This is a genomic window from Flagellimonas algarum (assembly GCF_040513375.1).
GTDB lineage: Bacteria > Bacteroidota > Bacteroidia > Flavobacteriales > Flavobacteriaceae > Flagellimonas_B > Flagellimonas_B algarum.
In genome coordinates, this window is the sequence record NZ_JBEVTG010000002.1 from 896164 (window position 1) to 915569 (window position 19406).

Below are 19406 nucleotides of genomic sequence, written 5' to 3' on the forward strand. Positions count from 1 at the left end.
AAGCCTATTGTTTTGCCGAACCGATCAACACGTCGATGTTGCTTGCTTGGCTTGACTTCGAATACGCTTCTTTGATGCGTTCGAAATAGCTCAGTGCCTTATCAGGGTAGCCGAGTTCCAAAGACAGGATACCCGCCTTATACAGAAACTTCGGGGTAGTGTATTCATTATCGCTATGGGCGATGGCTTGCTCGTAATAATCCAAGGCATCCTCCGCTTGGTCGAGCTGTGAAAACGCATCACCGATACCTCCTTTGGCCAAGGCACCCAAAACTTCGTCATCTGAGCTGAACTGCTCGAGATAGGTAATGGCTTCTTGATAGTTTTGGTTGTTCAAATAGGCCATACCGGCCGAATAGCTGGCCAGATTCGCAGCTTTCGTCCCTTTGTACTCATCGATGATGTCAAGGAAACCATATTTACCTTCAGCACCGTTCAAGGCAAGGTTCAACAGGGAGTCACGTGCACTTTCGTCGGCCATGGCCTGATCGAAATATTGCTGCGGATAGTACAGCTCGTTGGCAGCACTGGCTTCTTTGGGTTTCTGGATGAATTGGATGTATGCCAGGTAACCCAAGATACCTAAGGCGACGACCATAATGGTTCCTAAAATGTAGTTTTGGTTTTTGGAGACCCAAGCTTCCGTCTTCGAAGCACTTTCGTCCAAGGTGCTGAAAACTTCGGCCGTCGTACTGTTCATCTCTTCGATCTGAGCCTCTTCCGCCTTGTTTTTAGGTTTATATCCCCGCTTTTTATATGTTGCCATCCGTCATTTTATTAATCGCGCAAAAATAAAGGTTTTATCAAAAACGGAAGGAAAATTATTCGTTATTTTTGGATTCTTTGGCGACTTCGCATTTGCATCATGCCATGATGGCCTTCATTTAATTTATGCTGTTAAGACACTTATCATTAGTCAATTACAAAAATTTCGAATCGGAAAGCTTTGATTTTGACCCGACGATCAACTGTTTGGTCGGCGCGAACGGCGTAGGCAAAACCAATGTTCTCGACGCCATTTACCACCTCTGTTACGGAAAAGGGTACTTCAACCCCGTTGCCACCCAAAACGTGCGGCATGGCAGTGAATTTTTTATGATCGAAGGTCAATTTGAAAAACAAGACCAACAAGAGAAAGTGGTCTGCAGTTTTAAAAAAGGGATGAAAAAGGTCATCAAGCGCAACGGTAAGGCGTATGGAAAATTCTCAGAACACATCGGCCTCTTGCCTTTGGTCATCATCTCACCTGCCGACCGCGATTTGATCATCGAAGGCAGCGAGACCCGCAGGAAGTTCATCGATGGCGTTATTTCGCAATCCGATAAGGGGTATCTACAACACTTGATTTCCTACAACAAGGTTCTGGCCCAGCGCAATTCACTGTTGAAATACTTCAGTGCGAACCACACGTTTGATGCCGATGCCCTTGCCATCTACAACGAACAACTCGATGCTTTGGGGAACAGCATCCATAACAAAAGGAAAGCGTTTATCGCTACCTTCATTCCGATATTCAAAGAACAGTACCAAAGCATTAGCACGGCCGATGAGGGCATCGACCTGCAGTACAGCAGTCAGCTCGAAAACGACAGCTTGGCCAAACTGTTGGACCGGGCACTCGACAAAGATCGGGCCTTACAGTATACTTCGGTCGGCATCCACAAAGACGACCTGGGATTTACGATCGACGGGCACCCGATCAAACGATTCGGAAGCCAAGGACAACAAAAGTCCTTTCTTATCGCGTTGAAACTGGCACAGTTCCATTTCATAAAAGAACAGGCAAAGACCACCCCGATCTTATTGCTAGACGATATCTTCGATAAACTTGACGAAGACCGGGTGACCCAGATCGTCTCATTGGTCAATAAGGATACTTTTGGACAGTTGTTCATCAGTGACACCCATAGGCAACGTACCGAAAATGTGGTCAAACAAGTTGACCACAGTTATAAAATATTTACCTTGTAGTATGTGGAGAAAGTGCGTTATCCTGTTGTTTTTCGGATGCCTGGCCTGCGGCGGTCCGGTCGATAAAGAGGCCTTGACCCATCTCAACGGTTATTGGGAGATTACCGAAGTCGAATTCCCGGATGGAGGAACCAAGCAATATGGAATGAACCCCACCGTCGACTATTTCCAATTGGAGGGAATGCAGGGCTTCCGAAAAAAAGTACACCCGAAATTCGATGGAAGTTTCGACGCTTCCAATGACGCGGAGCCTTTTACCATGAGTGCCTTCGAAAACGGTTTTCTGATCCAATACGATGAGGCCTTGGAACCCTGGGAAGAGCGATTGGTAGCAATTGATGAAGGCTCTTTTACCATCATCAACACCGAAGGGGTACGGTATACCTACCGAAGGTATGAACCCATACGCATCGAAGAGTAATGGCCAAACGACAAAACGAACATATCCCCTTGAGCGAAGCCTTACGTGCCTTCATTAAAGAGAATCGGCTGCAATCGGGTATCGATAAAGTCAATGTACGCGATGCTTGGGCGAAGTTAATGGGCAATGGGGTGAACAACTACACCACACAAGTCAGTTTGAAGAACGGAACGCTGTATGTTTCCTTATCCTCTTCGGTATTACGCCAAGAACTCAGCATGGGCAAAAGCAAGATCGTAGCAATGCTCAATGAAGAATTGGGTAAGGAGTTGGTACAACGCTTGGTTTTGAAATAAAAAAGCCATCCGGGTCCGGATGGCTTTTACAATTCGTTTGTGGGGGTTCTTTAGAAAATCTCCCTTCCTGAAAAGTGGAACGCCGATTCAATGGAGGCGTTCTCATCACTATCCGAACCGTGAACCGCATTTTCGGCGACACTTGCCGCAAACAGTTTTCTGATGGTACCTTCAGCGGCTTCTTCCGGGTTGGTAGCCCCGATCAAGGCCCTGAAATCCTCAACTGCATTGTCCTTTTCCAACACGGCGGCCACAATGGGTCCGCGGGTCATGAATTCGACCAATTCACCAAAGAACGGACGCTCGCTGTGGATCGCATAGAATTCTTGGGCGTCACGCACACTAAGTTGGGTATATTTCATGGCTACGATTTTAAATCCCGCAGCACTGATTTTCTCAAGGATGGCACCGATGTGACCGTTTTCTACGGCATCGGGTTTGATCATTGTGAACGTTCGATTTCCTGTCATCGCTATTAAATTTTGCGCAAAAATAGTTCTTTTCCGACAACGGACAACATTCAATATACTTGTTTTATTTGCTGTATGACCTCACCCCCATCACCCATGATTTTGAACTGGGCCGTTCGCTCGGAGGTTTTCAGTTCGATCAACCCGAAACTAGGTACCGATACCACCGACCCGACCCGGTAGGGGTTCGGCTCACTGGTGAAACCCCGATACGAATGGGTCAATCCGCTACTTGTAAAGTCGATTAGGGGATACGTAAGACCGATATCCTTTGAAGAGAATTCGGAAATATGGCGATCGCCCGATAATACAATCACCCCTTTGGCTTTGGAATTCTTGATCAGTTCGACCAACCGATCGACTTCATGCGGATGATTGGCCCATTTTTCAAAACCGTGTTCGTTCGAAAGGAACTGCACACTGCTTACGATCAAATTGAAGTCGGCTTCCGAACCATTCAGTTCGTCGGCCAACCATTGCCATTGGGCTTCACCCAAAATCGTACCTGAACCGTAGGTATTGGGTCGGTACCTTCTGTTGGGGCGCTCATCGGTCGTAAGCGGGGTTCTGAAAAACCGGGTATCCAGATTAATGATTTTCACGCTTGCCCCCTCTTTACGGAGCATCATTGTGGCGTAGACCCCATCGCGTTGCCTTCTTGGATCATTGGCACCCACACCCATAAAATCCAAGAATTCACGTTGGCTTCCTTGCTTGGCGACAAACTCGGTGCCACCGTCGTTCAACCCATAATCATGATCATCCCAAGTACCGGTCACGGGTATGCTCTCGATCAGCGCAGCATAACCTGGAACCCGCTTTTGCAAAGCATAGGTTTCACGGAGTAGGGCCATGTCATCGGTATCGGCATAGACATTATCCCCTCCCCATATAAAGACATCGGGCTCGGCGGCAAGGATATCATCCCAAAAGACATTTGGCGCATCATGTTTGTTACAGGAGCCGAAAGCTATGGTGAAGTCCGTGCTTCCAGCGGCTTTAGTTTGGGGTGAAAGCGTAGGGCGGCATGCACAGATTAGCATCGCGATCGAAAATAGTACTAGCGGTTTTCTCATGGTATAGCGTTTGGTTTCGCTGACAAAATTAGCATTTTGTAAAAATGGTCTCTATTATATTATCGTATCTTTGAGCGCATGAACGTTGAAGACGCAGCTACGGTCAGGACCCTACTCTCCAAGCCACAAAAAATAGTGATCGTTCCACATAAAAACCCGGATGGGGATGCCATCGGGGCTTCATTGGGATTGCAATTATTCCTAAAAACGATGGGACTTGACGCCCAGGTCATTGCTCCTAACGATTATCCTAAATTTTTGAAATGGATGCCCGGAAGCCAAGAGGTCATCAATTTTGAGCGCCAGCAGCATACGGCTGAAAAGTTGATCCTTGGAGCCGGACTTCTCTTTACTTTGGACTTCAACGATCTTTCTCGTGCGGGTTCGATGCACGATATCTTACTGCGAACGGAAGCGGATTTCATAATGATCGATCATCACCAACAGCCCGATGATTATGCGTTGGTGACCTACTCTGATGTAACGATGAGCTCGACCTGTGAAATGGTATACAACTTTATCGCCGGTCTCGATGGTACCGACGACATCACTGCCGATATCGCAACCTGTCTTTATACCGGGATCATGACCGATACCGGGTCTTTCAAATATCCATCCACCACCAGTGAAACCCACCGAACCGTGGCCGATTTGATCGATAAGGGAGCCCAAAACATGACCATCCATCAACAGGTTTATGACACCAACCGGCCTTCGCGACTACATTTGCTGGGCTCCGCCCTGGGAAATCTCGTGATTTTGGAGGATTACCATACCGCATACACCTGGTTGACCCAAGCGGAATTGAACAAATTTGCATACAGCAAAGGGGATACCGAAGGGTTCGTGAATTACGGACTGACCCTTGACGGTATCAATTTCGCCGTGATTTTCATTGAGAATGAAGAAGAAGGCATTATCAAGATTTCCTTTCGCTCCGTAGGAACGTTTTCAGTAAACGAATTTGCCAGAACCCACTTTTCAGGAGGGGGCCATACGAACGCCGCAGGTGGTCGGAGTACGGAAAGCATGGAACGTACCATTGCCAATTTCGAATCGCTTTTAAGCGGTTATAAAAACGAACTGGACTATTGAAAAAATACAGCATCATAGCCATGGCCCTGTTGATATGGGCATGTAAAGGTCCCGAACCGAGAAAACCGATACAGGTGAAGTCCGGGAGCTTTTTCAAGGAATCGGTAGCACGCAGTAAGAAACTGCTTGAAATCGAAGAAAAACGCATTCACAAGCTGATCGGGCAAGATAGTCTGAACACCTACTATACCAGCCCCTTCGGTTTTTGGTACCGCTATGAACAACAGCGTGACAGCAGTTTGCCCACACCGCAACCCGATGATGAGGTCGTACTCACCTATAACTTGCGCACCCTTTCGAACGATACCCTATATACCTTCCAAGACATCGGAAGGGTTCAGGCGGCGATCGGAAAGTCGAAGTTGTTTCCGGGCTTGCGCAATGCCCTACCCTTGCTCCGCGAAGGGGAAGAAGCTACATTCTTGTTCCCATCCCCACAAGGATATGGATATCGTGGTGACACCGATCGTATCGGTCCGAACACCCCCTTACGCGCTACGGTGAAGTTAACGCGTATCATCCCTAAAAAAGATAGTATCAATTAATCCATTATAAAATGAAAAGAACCCTGATTTTCCTATGTGCCCTTGCCTTGGTTTTGTCAAATTGCAAATCGAGCAAATACGCCGATTTGGGTGATGGCATGTATGCCGATATCCAAACCACACAAGGTGATATCGTAGTCAAATTATACCATGAGGCCACTCCTTTGACCGTGGCCAATTTCGTATCCTTGGCAGAAGGCAACAGCACCTTCGTGAGCGAGGAGTATAAGGATAAGAAGTATTATGACGGATTGACCTTTCATAGGGTCATGAAAGATTTTATGATCCAAGGGGGAGACCCCCTGGCCTCTGGGCAAGGTGGCCCTGGTTACAAATTCAAGGATGAATTCGTCGATTCGCTGGTTCATGACAGAAAAGGAATCCTTTCGATGGCCAACCCAGGACCGGACTCCAATGGAAGTCAATTTTTCATCACCCATAAAGAAACCCCTTGGTTGAACGGTAGGCATACGGTTTTCGGTGAAGTAGTACACGGCATCGAAGTGGTCGATAGTATCTGTAACGTCAAGGTCAACCCGCAGAACAAACCTAACGAGGCAGTGGTAATGAACAAGGTCGAAATCATCCGAAATGGAAAAACGGCCAAAAAGTTCGATGCGAACCAGATCATGACGGCCTATTTTGAAGAGGCTGAAAAGGCATTGGCCGCCTTCAATCAGATGAAGGCCGATATGGCCGCCGAATTCAAAGCCCAGGAAGAAACCGCGGAAAGCACGAATTCGGGCTTGCGCATCATGAAATTGGTCGAAGGATCTGGCGAACAGCCAAAAATCGGACAAAAGGTCATGGTCAGTTATTCGGGCTATTTGATGCAGGATGCCACCCTTTTCGATAGTAGCGATCCTGAATTATCGAAAAAATACGGGATTTACAACGCCCGCCGTGATCAAGCCGGCCAATATGGCCCAACACCAATGGATTACAGCCCCGATGCCCGATTGGCCGCCGGTTTCAGGGAAGGGCTTCTGACCATGAAAGTGGGCGATAAAGTCCGTTTGTTCATTCCGCCTTACCTCGGGTATGGTGACAATGACTATGGCCCGATCCCAGGAGGTTCCACATTGGTATTCGACCTCGAGATCGTCGGCATCCAATAATCAGTTGCTAGTGCAAGACGCGAGGGATCGGCTATAGCAATCGATATCCGCTAATGTATGGACAATAGGGTAAAGCTCGGTATCGCATTTTCATTGTTGCCCCAAATTCTTTTGGTGAAGTGGTTAGGGCAACATCCCGAATGGGTTGAGCGATATTATGCCGAGGGACTTTACCCCCACATTGCCCAATTGTTACGTGGACTTTATGGATGGGTCCCATTTTCAATGGGTGACCTTTTTTACACAGCCCTTGGTTTCGGGGTACTGCGCTATCTGTATCTATACTGGAGGTACTTCTTCAAAAAACCCCTTACGGTTTTGAGGGATGCCGGCGTAGTACTTGCCATTGCCTATTTCATTTTTCATCTGTCATGGGGTTTGAATTACTACCGATTGCCCATCAACGAAAAGATGGGATTTGAAATCGAATACACCAAGGCGGAGTTGGTTGATTTCACCATGAAGCTGGTGCGCAAGACGAACGGCCTACAATATCAATTGACGAAAGACACTGCCGCTGCGGTCAAGATACCCTATACGGTCAAGGAAATTTACGAAAAGACACCAACCAGTTTTTCCAGTGCGGCCAAGGTGTTCCCTTTTTTTACCTATGAAACCACGAGTCTAAAATCATCATTGTTTTCTTTACCCTTGACCTATATGGGCTATGGGGGTTATTTGAACCCCTTCACCAATGAAGCCCAGGTCAATGCCTTGGTCCCCAAACAGCGACTGCCTTCTATCAGCGGTCATGAGGTAGGACATCAGCTCGGCTACTCTTCTGAGGATTCGACCAACTTCATTGGCCTTTTAGTCACCTCGGCCAATCCGGATCCCTACTTCCAATATGCTGCACAATCGCACGGTTTGGCCTACTGCCTGTCCGATTTGAGAAAATGGGACGAAGCGGCTTATCGTGAGATCCTCGACATGCTCCATCCCGGCGTGCGCGAAAACTATCGGGAGCTTAACCGGTTTTGGGCCGGCTACGAGAATCCGACGGAACCGATTTTCAAGGCCATGTTCAATGCTTTTTTAAAAGCGAACAGTCAAGAACGCGGTATACAAAGCTATAATGCCGTTGTCGGACTGTTGATCGGCTTCGATCGCGAATACCAATAGACCGCTTTGTCTAATCCACGGCTTTCCGTTACCTTTAGAAAGACTAATTCATCAAAATATACCTTATGAACTTGCGATTAAGTGCACTCGCCTTTTTGTGGTGCGGTGCTTCTTTATTTGCCCAAGACTATTTTCCTGAAAACGATGGGGTTAAATCAAAGAACAACAACTACAGGGCTTTTACCAATGCCCGAATCCATGTCGGACCTGGTCAGGTCATTGAAAACGGCACTTTATTGATACGGAACGGCAAGGTGGTACAGGCCGGAACCGGTATCGGCATTCCAAAGAACACGGTCGTTGAAGACCTTTCGGGCCTGAGCATCTACCCCTCTTTCATCGATGTGTTTTCGAATTTCGGGGTCAGCAAACCAAAGCGTAACCCGGCCCGGGGTCGTTCTCCCCAATACGAAAACACCCGCGAAGGCTTTTATTGGAACGACCATATCATGCCGGAAAACCATGCCATTGCCAAATTCAAGTACAACGACAAAGAGGCCGAAAAACTTCGAAAAGCCGGTTTCGGTGTGGTCAATTCCCATTTTCAAGATGGTATCGCGAGGGGCACCGGGGTTTTGGTTTCACTCAATGGCAATGCCGGCGATGCCGAACGTATCATCGACGATACTTCTTCACAATACTTTTCTTTTTCGAAAAGCATTGAAAAACGGCAATCCTACCCCACATCACTTATGGGAGCGACCGCCTTGATGCGCCAATTATACCACGATCTCGATTGGTATGAAAAAGGCAAGGTTGACAGCAAAGACCGTTCATTGGAGGCCTTGATCGCCAATAAAGGGCTCCCTCAGATTTTCGCCGCAGGCGCCAATGGTAATGTGCTCAGGGCCGATAAAATCGGGGATCAATTCGGGATTCAGTATGCCATATTAGGTGGCGGTGACGAATACCAACAAATCGAGGCCGTCAAAGCGACCAAGGCTGCGTTGATCATTCCGATCAATTTTCCAAAGGCTTATGATTTCTCGGATCCGTATGCTGCATCCTATGTGAATTTGAGTGACATGCGCCATTGGAACCTGGCACCATCCAATCCGAGGATCTTGGCAGAGAACGGGATATCCTTTTCCTTGACCACGCACAACTTGAAATCCCCTGCCGATTTCAAAACCATGTTATCAAGAGCCATTGCCCGCGGACTCACCAAAGAACAAGCATTACGGGCATTGACGGAAGCACCAGCGGCCATACTCGGGCAAACGTCAAAAATTGGCAGCCTCAAACCCGGTGCCTATGCCAACTTTCTGGTCACTTCAGGCGATGTTTTCGAAAAAACGACTACGCTTTATGAAAATTGGGTGCAAGGCCGAAAGTATGTGATCAACGACAAGAACCAAAAAGATATTCGCGGTGAATACGTCTTGAACGCCGCCGGTAAGACCTATACCATGTCGGTAAGCGGGGAAATCAGCAAACCAAAAATCGCGATCAAACAGGATACCTTGAAGCTGCAATCCAAAATCAGCTATGCCGGCGATTGGGTCCGGTTTTCCTTCTCTGAAGATCAGGGTGAAACGAAATTCCGCATGACCGGATTGGTGCAAAAAGACTCCGATGATTTAACGGGGCGTTTGGTTACCCCAGCGGGCACCGAATCCGGGTTTTCGGCCAAGCGCACCGCAAGTTTCGAATCCAAACCGAAATCGGGGCCCAAAGATTCCAATGAGGCCATCGAAATGTCGCTGACCTACCCGAATATCGGGTATGGATATACCAACAAGCCTAAGCTGGAAACTTTATTGTTCAAAAACGCCACTGTATGGACAGGGGATGCGGTTTTGCCCAATACGGACGTGTTGTTGAAAAACGGCAAGGTGGCTAAAATCGGAAGCGATTTGAAATCCAGCGGGGCTCGAACGATCGACGCCACCGGAAAGCACTTGACGGCAGGGGTCATCGATGAGCATTCACATATCGCTGCTTTAGCCATCAATGAAGCCGGTCATAACTCCTCGGCAGAAGTTCGAATGGCCGATGTGGTCGACCCCAAGGATATCGATATTTACCGGAACTTAGCCGGTGGCGTAACCACCATCCAACTGCTCCACGGATCGGCCAACCCCATTGGTGGTCGTTCGGCCATCTTACGTTTGAAATGGGGCGAAGGGGTCGATGGCTTGCTGTTCCAGAACATGCCGAAATTCATCAAATTCGCCTTGGGTGAAAACGTGAAGCAGAGCAACTGGCAAAGTTTTTCACGGTTCCCTCAAACCCGGATGGGCGTTGAACAAGTCTTTATCAATTATTTCCAACGCGCTAAAGAGTATGATGCCCGAAAGAAAAGCGGGCAAGCGGTACGTTATGATGAGGAGTTGGAAGTTCTTGCCGAAATCCTGAACGGGGAACGCTTCATCAGCTGCCATTCCTATGTACAGAGTGAGATCAACATGTTGATGAAAGTGGCCGAACAATTCGATTTTAGGATCAATACCTTCACCCATATTCTAGAAGGATATAAGGTAGCCGATAAAATGGCTGAACACGGTGTAGGTGGGTCAACCTTCAGCGATTGGTGGGCTTATAAATATGAGGTGAACGATGCTATTCCTTATAATGCCGCTATCATGGCCAGCCAAGGTGTGGTCGTAGCGATCAATAGTGATGATGCCGAAATGTCGAGACGCCTGAACCAAGAAGCAGCCAAAACCATCAAATATGGAGGCATGTCGGAAATCGAAGCTTGGAAAACAGTGACGCTCAACCCGGCGAAATTACTCCATATCGACGATCGGGTCGGTAGCATTACCGTAGGTAAAGATGCCGATGTGGTCTTATGGACAGGGCATCCGATGTCGGTCTATTCAAAAGCTGAAAAAACCCTCATCGAAGGTCGGGTATATTTCGATTTGGAAAAAGACCGGCAACAGCGCAAAGCAATCCAAGAAGAACGAACGGCACTGACCAACATGATGTTGCGGGAAAAAGCCAATGGCGGTAAAACCAGGCCCCCCGTACAATCGAAGAAAGCGAGATTCGAATGTGAAACCCTTTAACCAACGAACATGAAAAAACTCATTATAATCATATGTTTAGGATTCGGTTGGATGTTGGAAGCCCAACAAACCCCAGGTCCGGTTCAAAAAGAAGCCATAACCATCGAAGGGGCCACCGCCCACTTGGGCAATGGCGAGGTCATTGAAAACGCTTTGATCATGTTCGCCGACGGAAAGCTCACTTTCGTTGGAAGTGCCAACGCACGCATCGCCCGCCAAGGACGGCGAATCGATGGTACGGGCATGCATGTTTACCCAGGCTTCATTGCCCCTGGCAAGTCATTGGGGTTGGTCGAGGTCAATGCCGTAAGGGCCAGTAACGACCAAGATGAAATCGGGGAGATCATTCCACATGTGCGTAGTCTGATCGCTTACAATGCCGAATCGAAAGTGGTAGAAAGCATGCGTCCCAATGGGGTGTTGATCGGGCAGATCACCCCGAAAGGTGGTCGCATATCAGGGACTTCGTCCATCGTTCAATTCGATGCCTGGAACTGGGAGGATGCCGCCATTAAGGTTGATGACGGTGTACATCTCAATTGGCCCAATGCCTTTCGAAGGGGGCGTTGGTGGTTGGGTGAACCAAGAGGGTTCCAACCCAATAAGAATTACCAGAAACAAGTGGACGAAGTCCACGATTTCATGGCCAATGCCCTAGCTTATGGAAAATCGACCGAGGAAGCCACCAATCAGGCCTTTGAAGCGGTTCAAGGCCTATTCGACGGTTCGAAAAGGCTCTACATCTATGCCCATGCCGAACGCGAGATCATCGATGCGGTAACCGCGGCCAAAAACGCCGGGGTTGGGCATATGGTTATCGTCGGGGGCTACCATGCCCACAAAGTGACCGATTTTTTGAAAAAGCATGAGGTTCCCGTATTGGTGCGATTCACCCACAGTTTGCCGTTCTTTGAGGACGACGACTATGACTTCACCTTTAAGCTCCCTAAACTATTGGTCGATCAGGGAATTTTGGTAGGATTGCAAAACGCGACCGCCAGTAATTTCCAAACCAGGAACTTACCGTTTTATGCCGGTCAGGTCGTAGCTCAAGGACTCGAAAAGGAGACGGCACTTCAGCTCATCACCGGCAATAACGCTAAAATTTTAGGGATTTCTGACGAATACGGCACTTTGGAAGTCGGTAAAAGTGCCACCTTGTTCATTTCGCAAGGGGATGCTTTGGATATGATAGGCAATCAGTTGCATCATGCCTATATCGACGGGCGCGAAGTCTCACTCGAAACCCATCAGACCGAACTATGGAAACGCTATCAAGGCAAATATGACCAAGGACGGTAAAAAAAAGGCAGGGGTTTTCCCTGCCTTTTTCATATTTCTTTATTCAGCAGGCTTCACAAAATAGGTACCTCCCTCGGGTTTGGCATATTCCGAAGCGGACAGGGCCGTTTCGGTTACACTGGCCTCGGTAAACGGAACCGTACTTCGCGGCGCTTTGAGGGTTCGCCCCTCATACTCGAACCACGAGATCGAAGCAGGCAATAACAGTCCGTCAACGGCCTCCCAATCATCGTAGCGGATCCATTTGACATTGTCCGATTTTTCACCGCTGCGATAGGTTACGGTATATCCCAACCAAGCCATTTGTTTGGTATCGGGATCATAATGCACGAAATACTCGTCTTTAGGACTGGTACCCACCCCTTCGCCATATGCGATTCCGATTCCGGGATAGGACCTGCCCTCGAAAACCAAATCGGGGGTCTCCCCATACACGATGCCCGAATCGGATAGTACAAAGGGCATGGCATAAAAATAAAACATGAGGTTATGGTAAAACTCAGCATTGCCCCCATAGGCTTTTTCCTTTTCCAAAACCCAGGGTTGCGATCCGTCGAAACCCATCGCATAGTCAGGGGTATCGATGCGATCTTTACGGGACCAAAGATCAATGGTATGGACCTCGGGGTTGTTTTCTTTCGGAATGGTGAAGCGCATGGTACGCATGTTTTTCCAAGCTTTCATGCCGCCATGGGCGTCGATGATAGCGGTCAAGGCTTCGGGCAATTGGGTCGCTTTTTCGGTCTGTTCGGCACTTTCGTTTTCAGCGGCCTCGGCTTTGGTCGCGGCCTGCTGCTTGCAGCCGAGGGCGAACAGCAATGTGGTCAGTATTAATAAAGTTCTCATAAATGTTGTTTGAACCCTAGGTCGCAACTCATGGGTATTATTTACAAGAATAAGTACTTTTAGCCCATGGCAACGGTTAAATTCATCAGTAGTCCACAAAATCCTTTGGTCAAGGAAGTGTTGGCCTTGAAGGCCAAATCGAAGGAACGGCGGCGTTTGGGCCGTTTTGTCATCGAAGGGGTCAGAGAAATGGAACTGGCCGTTCAAGGTGGGTATACCATCGAAACGGTCTTGTCATGCCCTGAGATCATGGGTGATAATGCAGGCTTACCACAGTTGGAACCCTATGAAAGCATACATCTATCAAAATCGGTCTATGAAAAGTTGGCCCATCGTGAAGGTACCGAGGGGGTTCTCGCCATCGCGAAGATGAAAGCACACGGTTTGGATGACTTGGAATTCAAACGGGAAAATCCGCTGATCCTAGTGGCCGAAGCCCCTGAGAAACCGGGAAATATCGGTGCCCTACTACGTACCGCGGACGCGGCCGATTTGGATGCCGTGATCATTGCAAATCCGAAAACCGACCTTTACAATCCGAACATCGTTCGATCCAGTGTCGGTTGTCTATTTACCGTACCGACCGCCATAGGACAGACCAACCAAATCATCGATTTCCTAAAACGAAAACAAATACGCATTTTCTGTGCGGCCTTAACGGCTTCCGAACCTTATACCGATTGTGATTTCAAAACGGCATCGGCCCTAGTCGTAGGTACCGAGGCGACCGGCCTCAGTGCCGAATGGTTGCAACATGCGGACCAAAACATCATCATTCCTATGAAAGGGGTGATCGATTCCTTGAACGTTTCGGTATCGGCGGCAATACTTATCTTTGAGGCAGAACGCCAGCGCGGATCATAAGCTATGGACAGTACGACCCTTTTTTATGCCATACTCGTTATTCTAGTAGTGCAATTCGCCCTTGACCTGCTGTTGGATTATCTCAATTCAAAACGTTTCAAAGCAGCGGTTCCCAACGAGTTGGATGATGTTTTCGATGCCACTGAATATAGCCGATCGCAGGAATACAAGCTCCGAAATTACCGTTTTGGCCTCTTCAATGACGGGTTTTCATTCCTCTTGACGATCGGGTTTCTGGTCTTTGGGGGATTCGGATGGCTAGATACCTTGGTGAGGAAATTCACTGAAGATCCCATAGCCATGGGGATTTTGTTCTTTGGTGCCATTGCCTTTACCAGCAGTTTGATCGCCATTCCGTTTTCATGGTACCAAACTTTCGTAATCGAGGAACGGTTCGGTTTCAATAAGGTCACTCCCAAGATTTTCATCACTGACATCTTGAAAGGATGGCTACTGGCCAGCCTCTTGGGTTCCGGTATTTTAGCCGCCTTTATTTGGTTTTTGGAATTCACCGGTTCGAACTTTTGGCTATATGCCTGGGGCATGTTCATCGCACTCATGCTTTTTATGAACCTGTTCTACTCCAAATTGATCGTACCCCTATTCAACAAGCAGACCCCTTTGGAACCGGGGCAATTGAAATCGGCCATCGAGAACTACGCCCAAAAGGTAGGTTTCGAACTTAAACACATTTTCGTCATCGACGGTTCAAAACGATCGACCAAGGCCAATGCCTATTTTTCGGGGTTCGGACGGCAAAAGCAAGTGACTCTTTTCGATACCTTGATCGCCGAACTTGATGAAGAGGAAATCGTTGCGGTACTCGCCCATGAAGTAGGCCATTACAAACGCAAACACATTCAGTATAATCTATTGGCATCGATCCTCTCGACGGGGATCACCTTGTTCATTCTGTCCGTTTTCGTGAATTCACCGCAGATGTCCATGGCCATCGGTGTGGACCAACCCAGTTTTCATGCCGGACTTATCGGCTTTGTGTTGCTGTACAGTCCGATTTCGACCTTAACAGGCTTATTGATGAACATGCTGTCGCGTCGTTTCGAATTCGAAGCTGACGATTATGCCAAAACGACCTATGCCGCACAACCGCTGATCACTTCCTTAAAAAAGCTTTCGCAGCGCAGTTTGAGTAACCTTACCCCGCATCCGGCCTATGTGTTCATGCACTATTCCCATCCCCCACTAATCGAGCGGATTCGAAATCTAAAGGCATAATTTTTGCTATCCATAGTAAAGATTGCATTAACTTTAGTATTCTATGACGGAGGCGGCCATTGCAAAAGAGAACAAAGAAATAGCCAAGCAATACAAGGAATTGCTTCGCATTAGCTATCAGACCCTTTCGCCGGCGGATAAGAAATTGATCCGTTCGGCTTTCGATATTGCCGTTGACGCCCATAAAGACCAACGGCGTAAATCAGGGGAAGCCTATATCTTCCATCCGATAGCCGTGGCCAAGATCGTGGCTTCTGAAATCGGACTCGATGCCGTTTCGATAGCCTCGGCCCTATTGCATGATGTGGTAGAGGACACGCCTTATACCCTAGATGATATCGAGCGCATGTTCGGGGAGACCGTTGCCCGCATTGTTGATGGCCTGACCAAGATCGCACACCTGAAAAAAGACAAGAATATCAGCCAACAAGCTGAAAATTTCAGGAAAATGTTGCTTACCCTGCACGATGACGTGCGGGTGATCATCATCAAAATCGCCGACCGCTACCACAATATGTTGACCATGGATGCGATGCCGGAGTACAAGCAAGTGAAAATCGCTTCGGAGACCTTGTACATCTATGCCCCCCTCGCCCATAGGATCGGCCTATACAACATCAAGACCCAACTCGAAGACCTCAGTTTGAAGTATACCGAACCGGAGGTCTACAACGACATTTTGGGAAAAATCGAGGAAACCGAAGAAGAACAACAAACCTATATCAAGGACTTCACCAACGTTATCCGTGACTCCCTGGATAAAGAAGGCTTGAACTACTCCATCAAAGGGCGAATGAAGTCCATCTTCTCGATACGACGTAAAATGGTGGCCCAAAACATCCGATTCGATGAGGTCTACGACAAATTCGCGATAAGGATCATTTACAAATCGGATCGTAAAAACGAAAAGTTTCTCGCTTGGAAGATCTATTCCATAGTAACCGATCACTTTACCCCCAACCCGGTGCGCCTACGCGATTGGATCACCTCTCCAAAGTCGACCGGCTATGAAGCCTTACACATCACCGTAATGGGCCCCGAGGGCAAATGGGTCGAAGTACAGATCCGCAGTGAGCGCATGCATGAAATCGCTGAAAAAGGCTATGCCGCACACTTCAAATACAAACACGGCGAACAAAAGGAGCAGGGTATCGAAGTATGGCTGAACAGGCTGCAGGAAGCCCTAGAAAGTGCCAATGGCAATGCCGTCGATTTCGTGGAGGAATTCAAGCTGAACCTTTACTCCAAAGAGATCTTCGTCTTCACCCCGAAAGGGGAGCTTAAGTCATTGCCCAAAGGAGCGACCCCCTTGGACTTTGCCTTTCACATCCACACTGAAGTGGGTATGAAGACCAGGGGTGCCAAGGTGAACGGCAAATTGGTTCCTTTGAACACCACCCTGCACAGCGGGGATCAGGTAGAAGTCATCACTTCGGAATCTGCCAAGCCCAACCAAAACTGGCTTTCTTATGCAATGACCGCAAGGGCACGTGCTAAAATCAAATCGTCGTTACGCGAAGAAAAAAGGGAAATCGCCGAAGATGGCAAGGAAATTTTACGCCGGAAACTCAAGTCCCAGAAAATCAACCTCAACGAGGATGTCGTCAACAAAATGGTGAATTTCTTCAAGTTGAAGACCAGCTTAGACTTGTTTTTCAGGGTGGGTAACGGGGTTATTGACAATCAACACATCAAGGAATTCGCCGCTTCCTACAACAACGCCTTTATCAATTTCTTCAAAAACCGGATCCGTCGTAACCCGACGCCGGAAGACATCAACAAAGATGAGATCACGGCCAATTACGATATGCTGGTTTTTGGCAACGAAGAAGAGAAATTGAGCTATAAGCTTTCGCAATGCTGTAACCCCATTCCGGGAGACGAAGTCTTTGGGTTCGTCAGTGTCAACGACGGAATCAAAGTACACGCCAAATCCTGTCCGAACGCGATTTCGTTACAATCGAATTACGCGTACCGCATCATTTCGGCCAAATGGATCGATTCTTCACAAGAAGACTTCACGGCGGACATCCTGATTACCGGTATTGACAATCTCGGCCTGGTCAACGAAATCACCAATGTGATTTCGGACAACATGCACGTCAATATGCGCAACCTGAATTTTAGCGCGGAGGGCGGCACCTTTACCGGAAGGATCACCTTGGTCGTAAAAAACAACTCCATTCTCAAAAAACTGATCAACAACTTGAAACAGATCGGCGGTATCGATAAAGTGAGTCGAATTTGATTTTTAGACGTACCTTTGTACGGTTAATAGCGAAGCTTCCCATGGGCAACAACAAAAACCAAGAAATCGTCAAAAACGTCTTCACCAATTTTCTTGAAGAAAATGGGCACCGAAAGACCCCTGAGCGCTATGCCATCCTTCAAGAAATCTATGAAAGTGACGATCATTTCGATGTCGAATCCCTGTACATCAAAATGAAAACAAAAAACTATCGTGTAAGCCGTGCAACTTTATACAATACTATTGAGTTATTGCTGGATTGCAAGCTGGTCCGTAAACACCAGTTCGGTAAAAACCAGGCCCAATATGAAAAGTCGTACTTCGATAGGCAGCACGATCATGTGATCCTGACCGATACCGGGGAAGTCGTCGAATTCTGTGACCCACGGATCCAATCGATCAAAAAAACGATCGAGGAAGTTTTCGACATCCAGATCAACAATCATTCTTTATACTTTTACGGAACCAGGAACAAGGAAGAAAAAGTAACCGACTAACCACAATTTTCAATGGTAGATTTATTGCTTGGGCTCCAATGGGGCGACGAGGGAAAGGGAAAAATCGTCGATGTCTTAACCAAAGACTATGACATCATCGCCCGTTTTCAAGGCGGTCCGAACGCCGGTCATACCTTAGAGTTCGATGGTATCAAACACGTATTGCATACCATTCCGTCAGGAATCTTCCATAAGAACGCCATGAACGTGGTCGGTAACGGGGTCGTCATCGATCCGGTCATCTTCAAAAAAGAGTTGGACAACTTGGCCAAGTTCAATATCAATATCGCGTCAAGACTGGTTATTTCAAGAAAAGCCCACCTCATATTGCCGACGCACCGTCTTTTGGATGCCGCTTCGGAAACCGCCAAAGGCAAGGCCAAGATCGGCTCGACCTTAAAAGGGATCGGCCCTACCTATATGGATAAGACAGGCCGGAACGGAATGCGCGTCGGTGACCTTGAATTCGACAATTGGAAAGAGAAATACCGGGCCCTTGCCGACAAGCATGAGGCCATGATCGATTATTACAACGTGCAGATCGATTACGACCTGGCCGAGCTCGAAGCCGAATTCTGTGAAGGGATCGAAGCGCTTCGACAGTTGCAATTCATCGACAGTGAAAATTACATGTTCAACGCCATGGCCGAAAAAAAGAAGATTTTGGCCGAAGGGGCCCAAGGCTCGTTATTGGATATCGATTTCGGAACCTACCCCTATGTGACCTCATCAAACACTACGGCCGCGGGTGCCTGCACCGGTTTGGGGGTTGCCCCCGGTCGCATCGGAAACGTCTTGGGAATTTTCAAAGCCTATACCACCCGTGTGGGCAGCGGTCCTTTTCCGACAGAACTCTTTGATGAAGACGGAGCTACTATGGGTAGGGTCGGCAATGAATTCGGTGCCACGACCGGTCGACCCAGACGTTGTGGTTGGCTGGATCTAGTCGCCTTGAAATACGCCGTGCAAATCAACGGGGTCACCGAACTGATGATGATGAAGGCCGATGTACTCAGCGGATTCGAAACCATCAAGGTCTGTACTGCTTATGAATACAAAGGCGAACGCATCGAACACCTCCCCTATAATATCGAAAGCGACAACGTCAAACCAATTTATGAGGAACTACCAGGTTGGGCAAAAGACTTGACTAAAATGACCAAGGCCGATGAACTTCCAGAGACGCTGAACCAATACATCGCCTTTTTGGAGACCCAGCTTGATGTACCGATAAAAATCGTATCCGTAGGTCCTGATCGTACCCAGACCATCCATCGCTAAGGAG

The 19406-nt window shown here is 48.0% G+C and carries 18 protein-coding genes; 14 read left to right on the plus strand and 4 right to left on the minus strand.

Annotated features, from left to right (window positions below):
- Positions 1-4 precede the first annotated feature (4 nt).
- Positions 5-766 (minus strand): tetratricopeptide repeat protein, encoded by a 762-nt coding sequence (locus ABV409_RS11335; RefSeq protein ID WP_353877705.1) that lies wholly within the window; start codon positions 764-766, stop codon positions 5-7.
- A gap of 125 nt (positions 767-891) precedes the next feature.
- Between ABV409_RS11335 and recF the strand changes: the two genes are divergently transcribed.
- From recF to ABV409_RS11350, 3 genes are read left to right on the plus strand one after another with little or no spacing between them, the layout of a single operon-like run.
- Positions 892-1971 (plus strand): DNA replication/repair protein RecF, encoded by a 1080-nt coding sequence (gene recF / locus ABV409_RS11340; protein WP_353877706.1) that lies wholly within the window; start codon positions 892-894, stop codon positions 1969-1971.
- A 1-nt stretch (position 1972) separates the two neighbouring features.
- Positions 1973-2392: a hypothetical protein gene (locus ABV409_RS11345; protein WP_353877707.1), complete on the plus strand. Its 420-nt coding sequence runs from the start codon at positions 1973-1975 to the stop codon at positions 2390-2392.
- A complete protein-coding gene (locus ABV409_RS11350) occupies positions 2392-2688 on the plus strand; it encodes a DciA family protein (RefSeq protein WP_353877708.1) in 297 nt (98 codons plus the stop codon). Before ABV409_RS11345 ends, ABV409_RS11350 begins: the two co-directional genes overlap by 1 nt.
- 50 nt (positions 2689-2738) lie before the next feature.
- Here ABV409_RS11350 and ABV409_RS11355 read toward each other — a convergent pair whose 3' ends face one another.
- Both ABV409_RS11355 and ABV409_RS11360 read right to left on the minus strand, forming a co-directional pair.
- A complete protein-coding gene (locus ABV409_RS11355; RefSeq protein WP_353877709.1) occupies positions 2739-3158 on the minus strand; it encodes a nucleoside-diphosphate kinase in 420 nt (139 codons plus the stop codon).
- A gap of 50 nt (positions 3159-3208) precedes the next feature.
- Entirely contained in the window at positions 3209-4234 is a 1026-nt protein-coding gene (locus ABV409_RS11360) for an alkaline phosphatase D family protein (RefSeq protein WP_353877710.1), read from the minus strand.
- Between the two features lie 78 nt (positions 4235-4312).
- Here ABV409_RS11360 and ABV409_RS11365 point away from each other — a divergent pair, with 78 nt between their 5' ends.
- From ABV409_RS11365 to ABV409_RS11390, 6 genes are all read left to right on the plus strand, one after another.
- On the plus strand, positions 4313-5329 hold the full coding sequence (locus tag ABV409_RS11365) for a DHH family phosphoesterase (protein WP_353877711.1): 1017 nt from the start codon (positions 4313-4315) through the stop codon (positions 5327-5329).
- On the plus strand, positions 5326-5874 hold the full coding sequence (gene gldI / locus ABV409_RS11370) for a gliding motility-associated peptidyl-prolyl isomerase GldI (protein ID WP_353877712.1): 549 nt from the start codon (positions 5326-5328) through the stop codon (positions 5872-5874). The genes ABV409_RS11365 and gldI overlap by 4 nt, the downstream gene beginning before the upstream one ends.
- An 11-nt stretch (positions 5875-5885) precedes the next feature.
- Positions 5886-6992: a peptidylprolyl isomerase gene (locus ABV409_RS11375; protein WP_353877713.1), complete on the plus strand. Its 1107-nt coding sequence runs from the start codon at positions 5886-5888 to the stop codon at positions 6990-6992.
- Positions 6993-7049: 57 nt separating this feature from the next.
- On the plus strand, positions 7050-8114 hold the full coding sequence (locus ABV409_RS11380) for a DUF3810 domain-containing protein (protein ID WP_353877714.1): 1065 nt from the start codon (positions 7050-7052) through the stop codon (positions 8112-8114).
- 65 nt (positions 8115-8179) lie between these two features.
- The gene (locus ABV409_RS11385; protein WP_353877715.1) at positions 8180-11128 is read left to right on the plus strand and encodes an amidohydrolase family protein; all 2949 of its coding nucleotides are present in this window, start codon (positions 8180-8182) and stop codon (positions 11126-11128) included.
- 9 nt (positions 11129-11137) lie between these two features.
- Positions 11138-12430 carry an amidohydrolase family protein gene (locus ABV409_RS11390; RefSeq protein ID WP_353877716.1) on the plus strand — a complete coding sequence of 431 codons (1293 nt, stop codon included), beginning with the start codon at positions 11138-11140 and terminating at the stop codon, positions 12428-12430.
- Between the two features lie 39 nt (positions 12431-12469).
- Here ABV409_RS11390 and ABV409_RS11395 read toward each other — a convergent pair whose 3' ends face one another.
- On the minus strand, positions 12470-13276 hold the full coding sequence (locus ABV409_RS11395; protein ID WP_353877717.1) for a DUF6503 family protein: 807 nt from the start codon (positions 13274-13276) through the stop codon (positions 12470-12472).
- A 66-nt stretch (positions 13277-13342) separates the two neighbouring features.
- Between ABV409_RS11395 and ABV409_RS11400 the strand changes: the two genes are divergently transcribed.
- From ABV409_RS11400 to ABV409_RS11420, 5 genes are read left to right on the plus strand one after another with little or no spacing between them, the layout of a single operon-like run.
- Positions 13343-14140 (plus strand): TrmH family RNA methyltransferase, encoded by a 798-nt coding sequence (locus tag ABV409_RS11400; RefSeq protein WP_353877718.1) that lies wholly within the window; start codon positions 13343-13345, stop codon positions 14138-14140.
- A 3-nt stretch (positions 14141-14143) separates the two neighbouring features.
- On the plus strand, positions 14144-15376 hold the full coding sequence (locus ABV409_RS11405; protein ID WP_353877719.1) for a M48 family metallopeptidase: 1233 nt from the start codon (positions 14144-14146) through the stop codon (positions 15374-15376).
- Positions 15377-15419: 43 nt separating this feature from the next.
- Complete coding sequence (locus tag ABV409_RS11410; RefSeq protein WP_353877720.1) at positions 15420-17624, plus strand: RelA/SpoT family protein; 2205 nt, start codon at positions 15420-15422, stop codon at positions 17622-17624.
- A gap of 41 nt (positions 17625-17665) precedes the next feature.
- Entirely contained in the window at positions 17666-18121 is a 456-nt protein-coding gene (locus tag ABV409_RS11415; RefSeq protein ID WP_353877721.1) for a Fur family transcriptional regulator, read from the plus strand.
- A 12-nt stretch (positions 18122-18133) separates the two neighbouring features.
- On the plus strand, positions 18134-19402 hold the full coding sequence (locus tag ABV409_RS11420) for an adenylosuccinate synthase (protein WP_353877722.1): 1269 nt from the start codon (positions 18134-18136) through the stop codon (positions 19400-19402).
- Positions 19403-19406: the final 4 nt, after the last annotated feature.

What these genes read in the sequence shown, in the direction of transcription:
- ABV409_RS11385 (WP_353877715.1), top strand. Translation starts at nt 8,180, where the DNA reads ATGAACTTGCGATTAAGTGCACTCGCCTTTTTGTGGTGCGGTGCTTCT.
- ABV409_RS11420 (WP_353877722.1), top strand. Translation starts at nt 18,134, where the DNA reads ATGGTAGATTTATTGCTTGGGCTCCAATGGGGCGACGAGGGAAAGGGA.
- ABV409_RS11390 (WP_353877716.1), top strand. Translation starts at nt 11,138, where the DNA reads ATGAAAAAACTCATTATAATCATATGTTTAGGATTCGGTTGGATGTTG.
- ABV409_RS11380 (WP_353877714.1), top strand. Translation starts at nt 7,050, where the DNA reads ATGGACAATAGGGTAAAGCTCGGTATCGCATTTTCATTGTTGCCCCAA.
- recF (WP_353877706.1), top strand. Translation starts at nt 892, where the DNA reads ATGCTGTTAAGACACTTATCATTAGTCAATTACAAAAATTTCGAATCG.
- ABV409_RS11415 (WP_353877721.1), top strand. Translation starts at nt 17,666, where the DNA reads ATGGGCAACAACAAAAACCAAGAAATCGTCAAAAACGTCTTCACCAAT.
- ABV409_RS11405 (WP_353877719.1), top strand. Translation starts at nt 14,144, where the DNA reads ATGGACAGTACGACCCTTTTTTATGCCATACTCGTTATTCTAGTAGTG.
- ABV409_RS11365 (WP_353877711.1), top strand. Translation starts at nt 4,313, where the DNA reads ATGAACGTTGAAGACGCAGCTACGGTCAGGACCCTACTCTCCAAGCCA.
- ABV409_RS11410 (WP_353877720.1), top strand. Translation starts at nt 15,420, where the DNA reads ATGACGGAGGCGGCCATTGCAAAAGAGAACAAAGAAATAGCCAAGCAA.
- ABV409_RS11345 (WP_353877707.1), top strand. Translation starts at nt 1,973, where the DNA reads ATGTGGAGAAAGTGCGTTATCCTGTTGTTTTTCGGATGCCTGGCCTGC.
- ABV409_RS11350 (WP_353877708.1), top strand. Translation starts at nt 2,392, where the DNA reads ATGGCCAAACGACAAAACGAACATATCCCCTTGAGCGAAGCCTTACGT.
- ABV409_RS11375 (WP_353877713.1), top strand. Translation starts at nt 5,886, where the DNA reads ATGAAAAGAACCCTGATTTTCCTATGTGCCCTTGCCTTGGTTTTGTCA.
- ABV409_RS11395 (WP_353877717.1), bottom strand. Translation starts at nt 13,276, where the DNA reads ATGAGAACTTTATTAATACTGACCACATTGCTGTTCGCCCTCGGCTGC.
- ABV409_RS11400 (WP_353877718.1), top strand. Translation starts at nt 13,343, where the DNA reads ATGGCAACGGTTAAATTCATCAGTAGTCCACAAAATCCTTTGGTCAAG.
- ABV409_RS11360 (WP_353877710.1), bottom strand. Translation starts at nt 4,234, where the DNA reads ATGAGAAAACCGCTAGTACTATTTTCGATCGCGATGCTAATCTGTGCA.
- ABV409_RS11355 (WP_353877709.1), bottom strand. Translation starts at nt 3,158, where the DNA reads ATGACAGGAAATCGAACGTTCACAATGATCAAACCCGATGCCGTAGAA.
- ABV409_RS11335 (WP_353877705.1), bottom strand. Translation starts at nt 766, where the DNA reads ATGGCAACATATAAAAAGCGGGGATATAAACCTAAAAACAAGGCGGAA.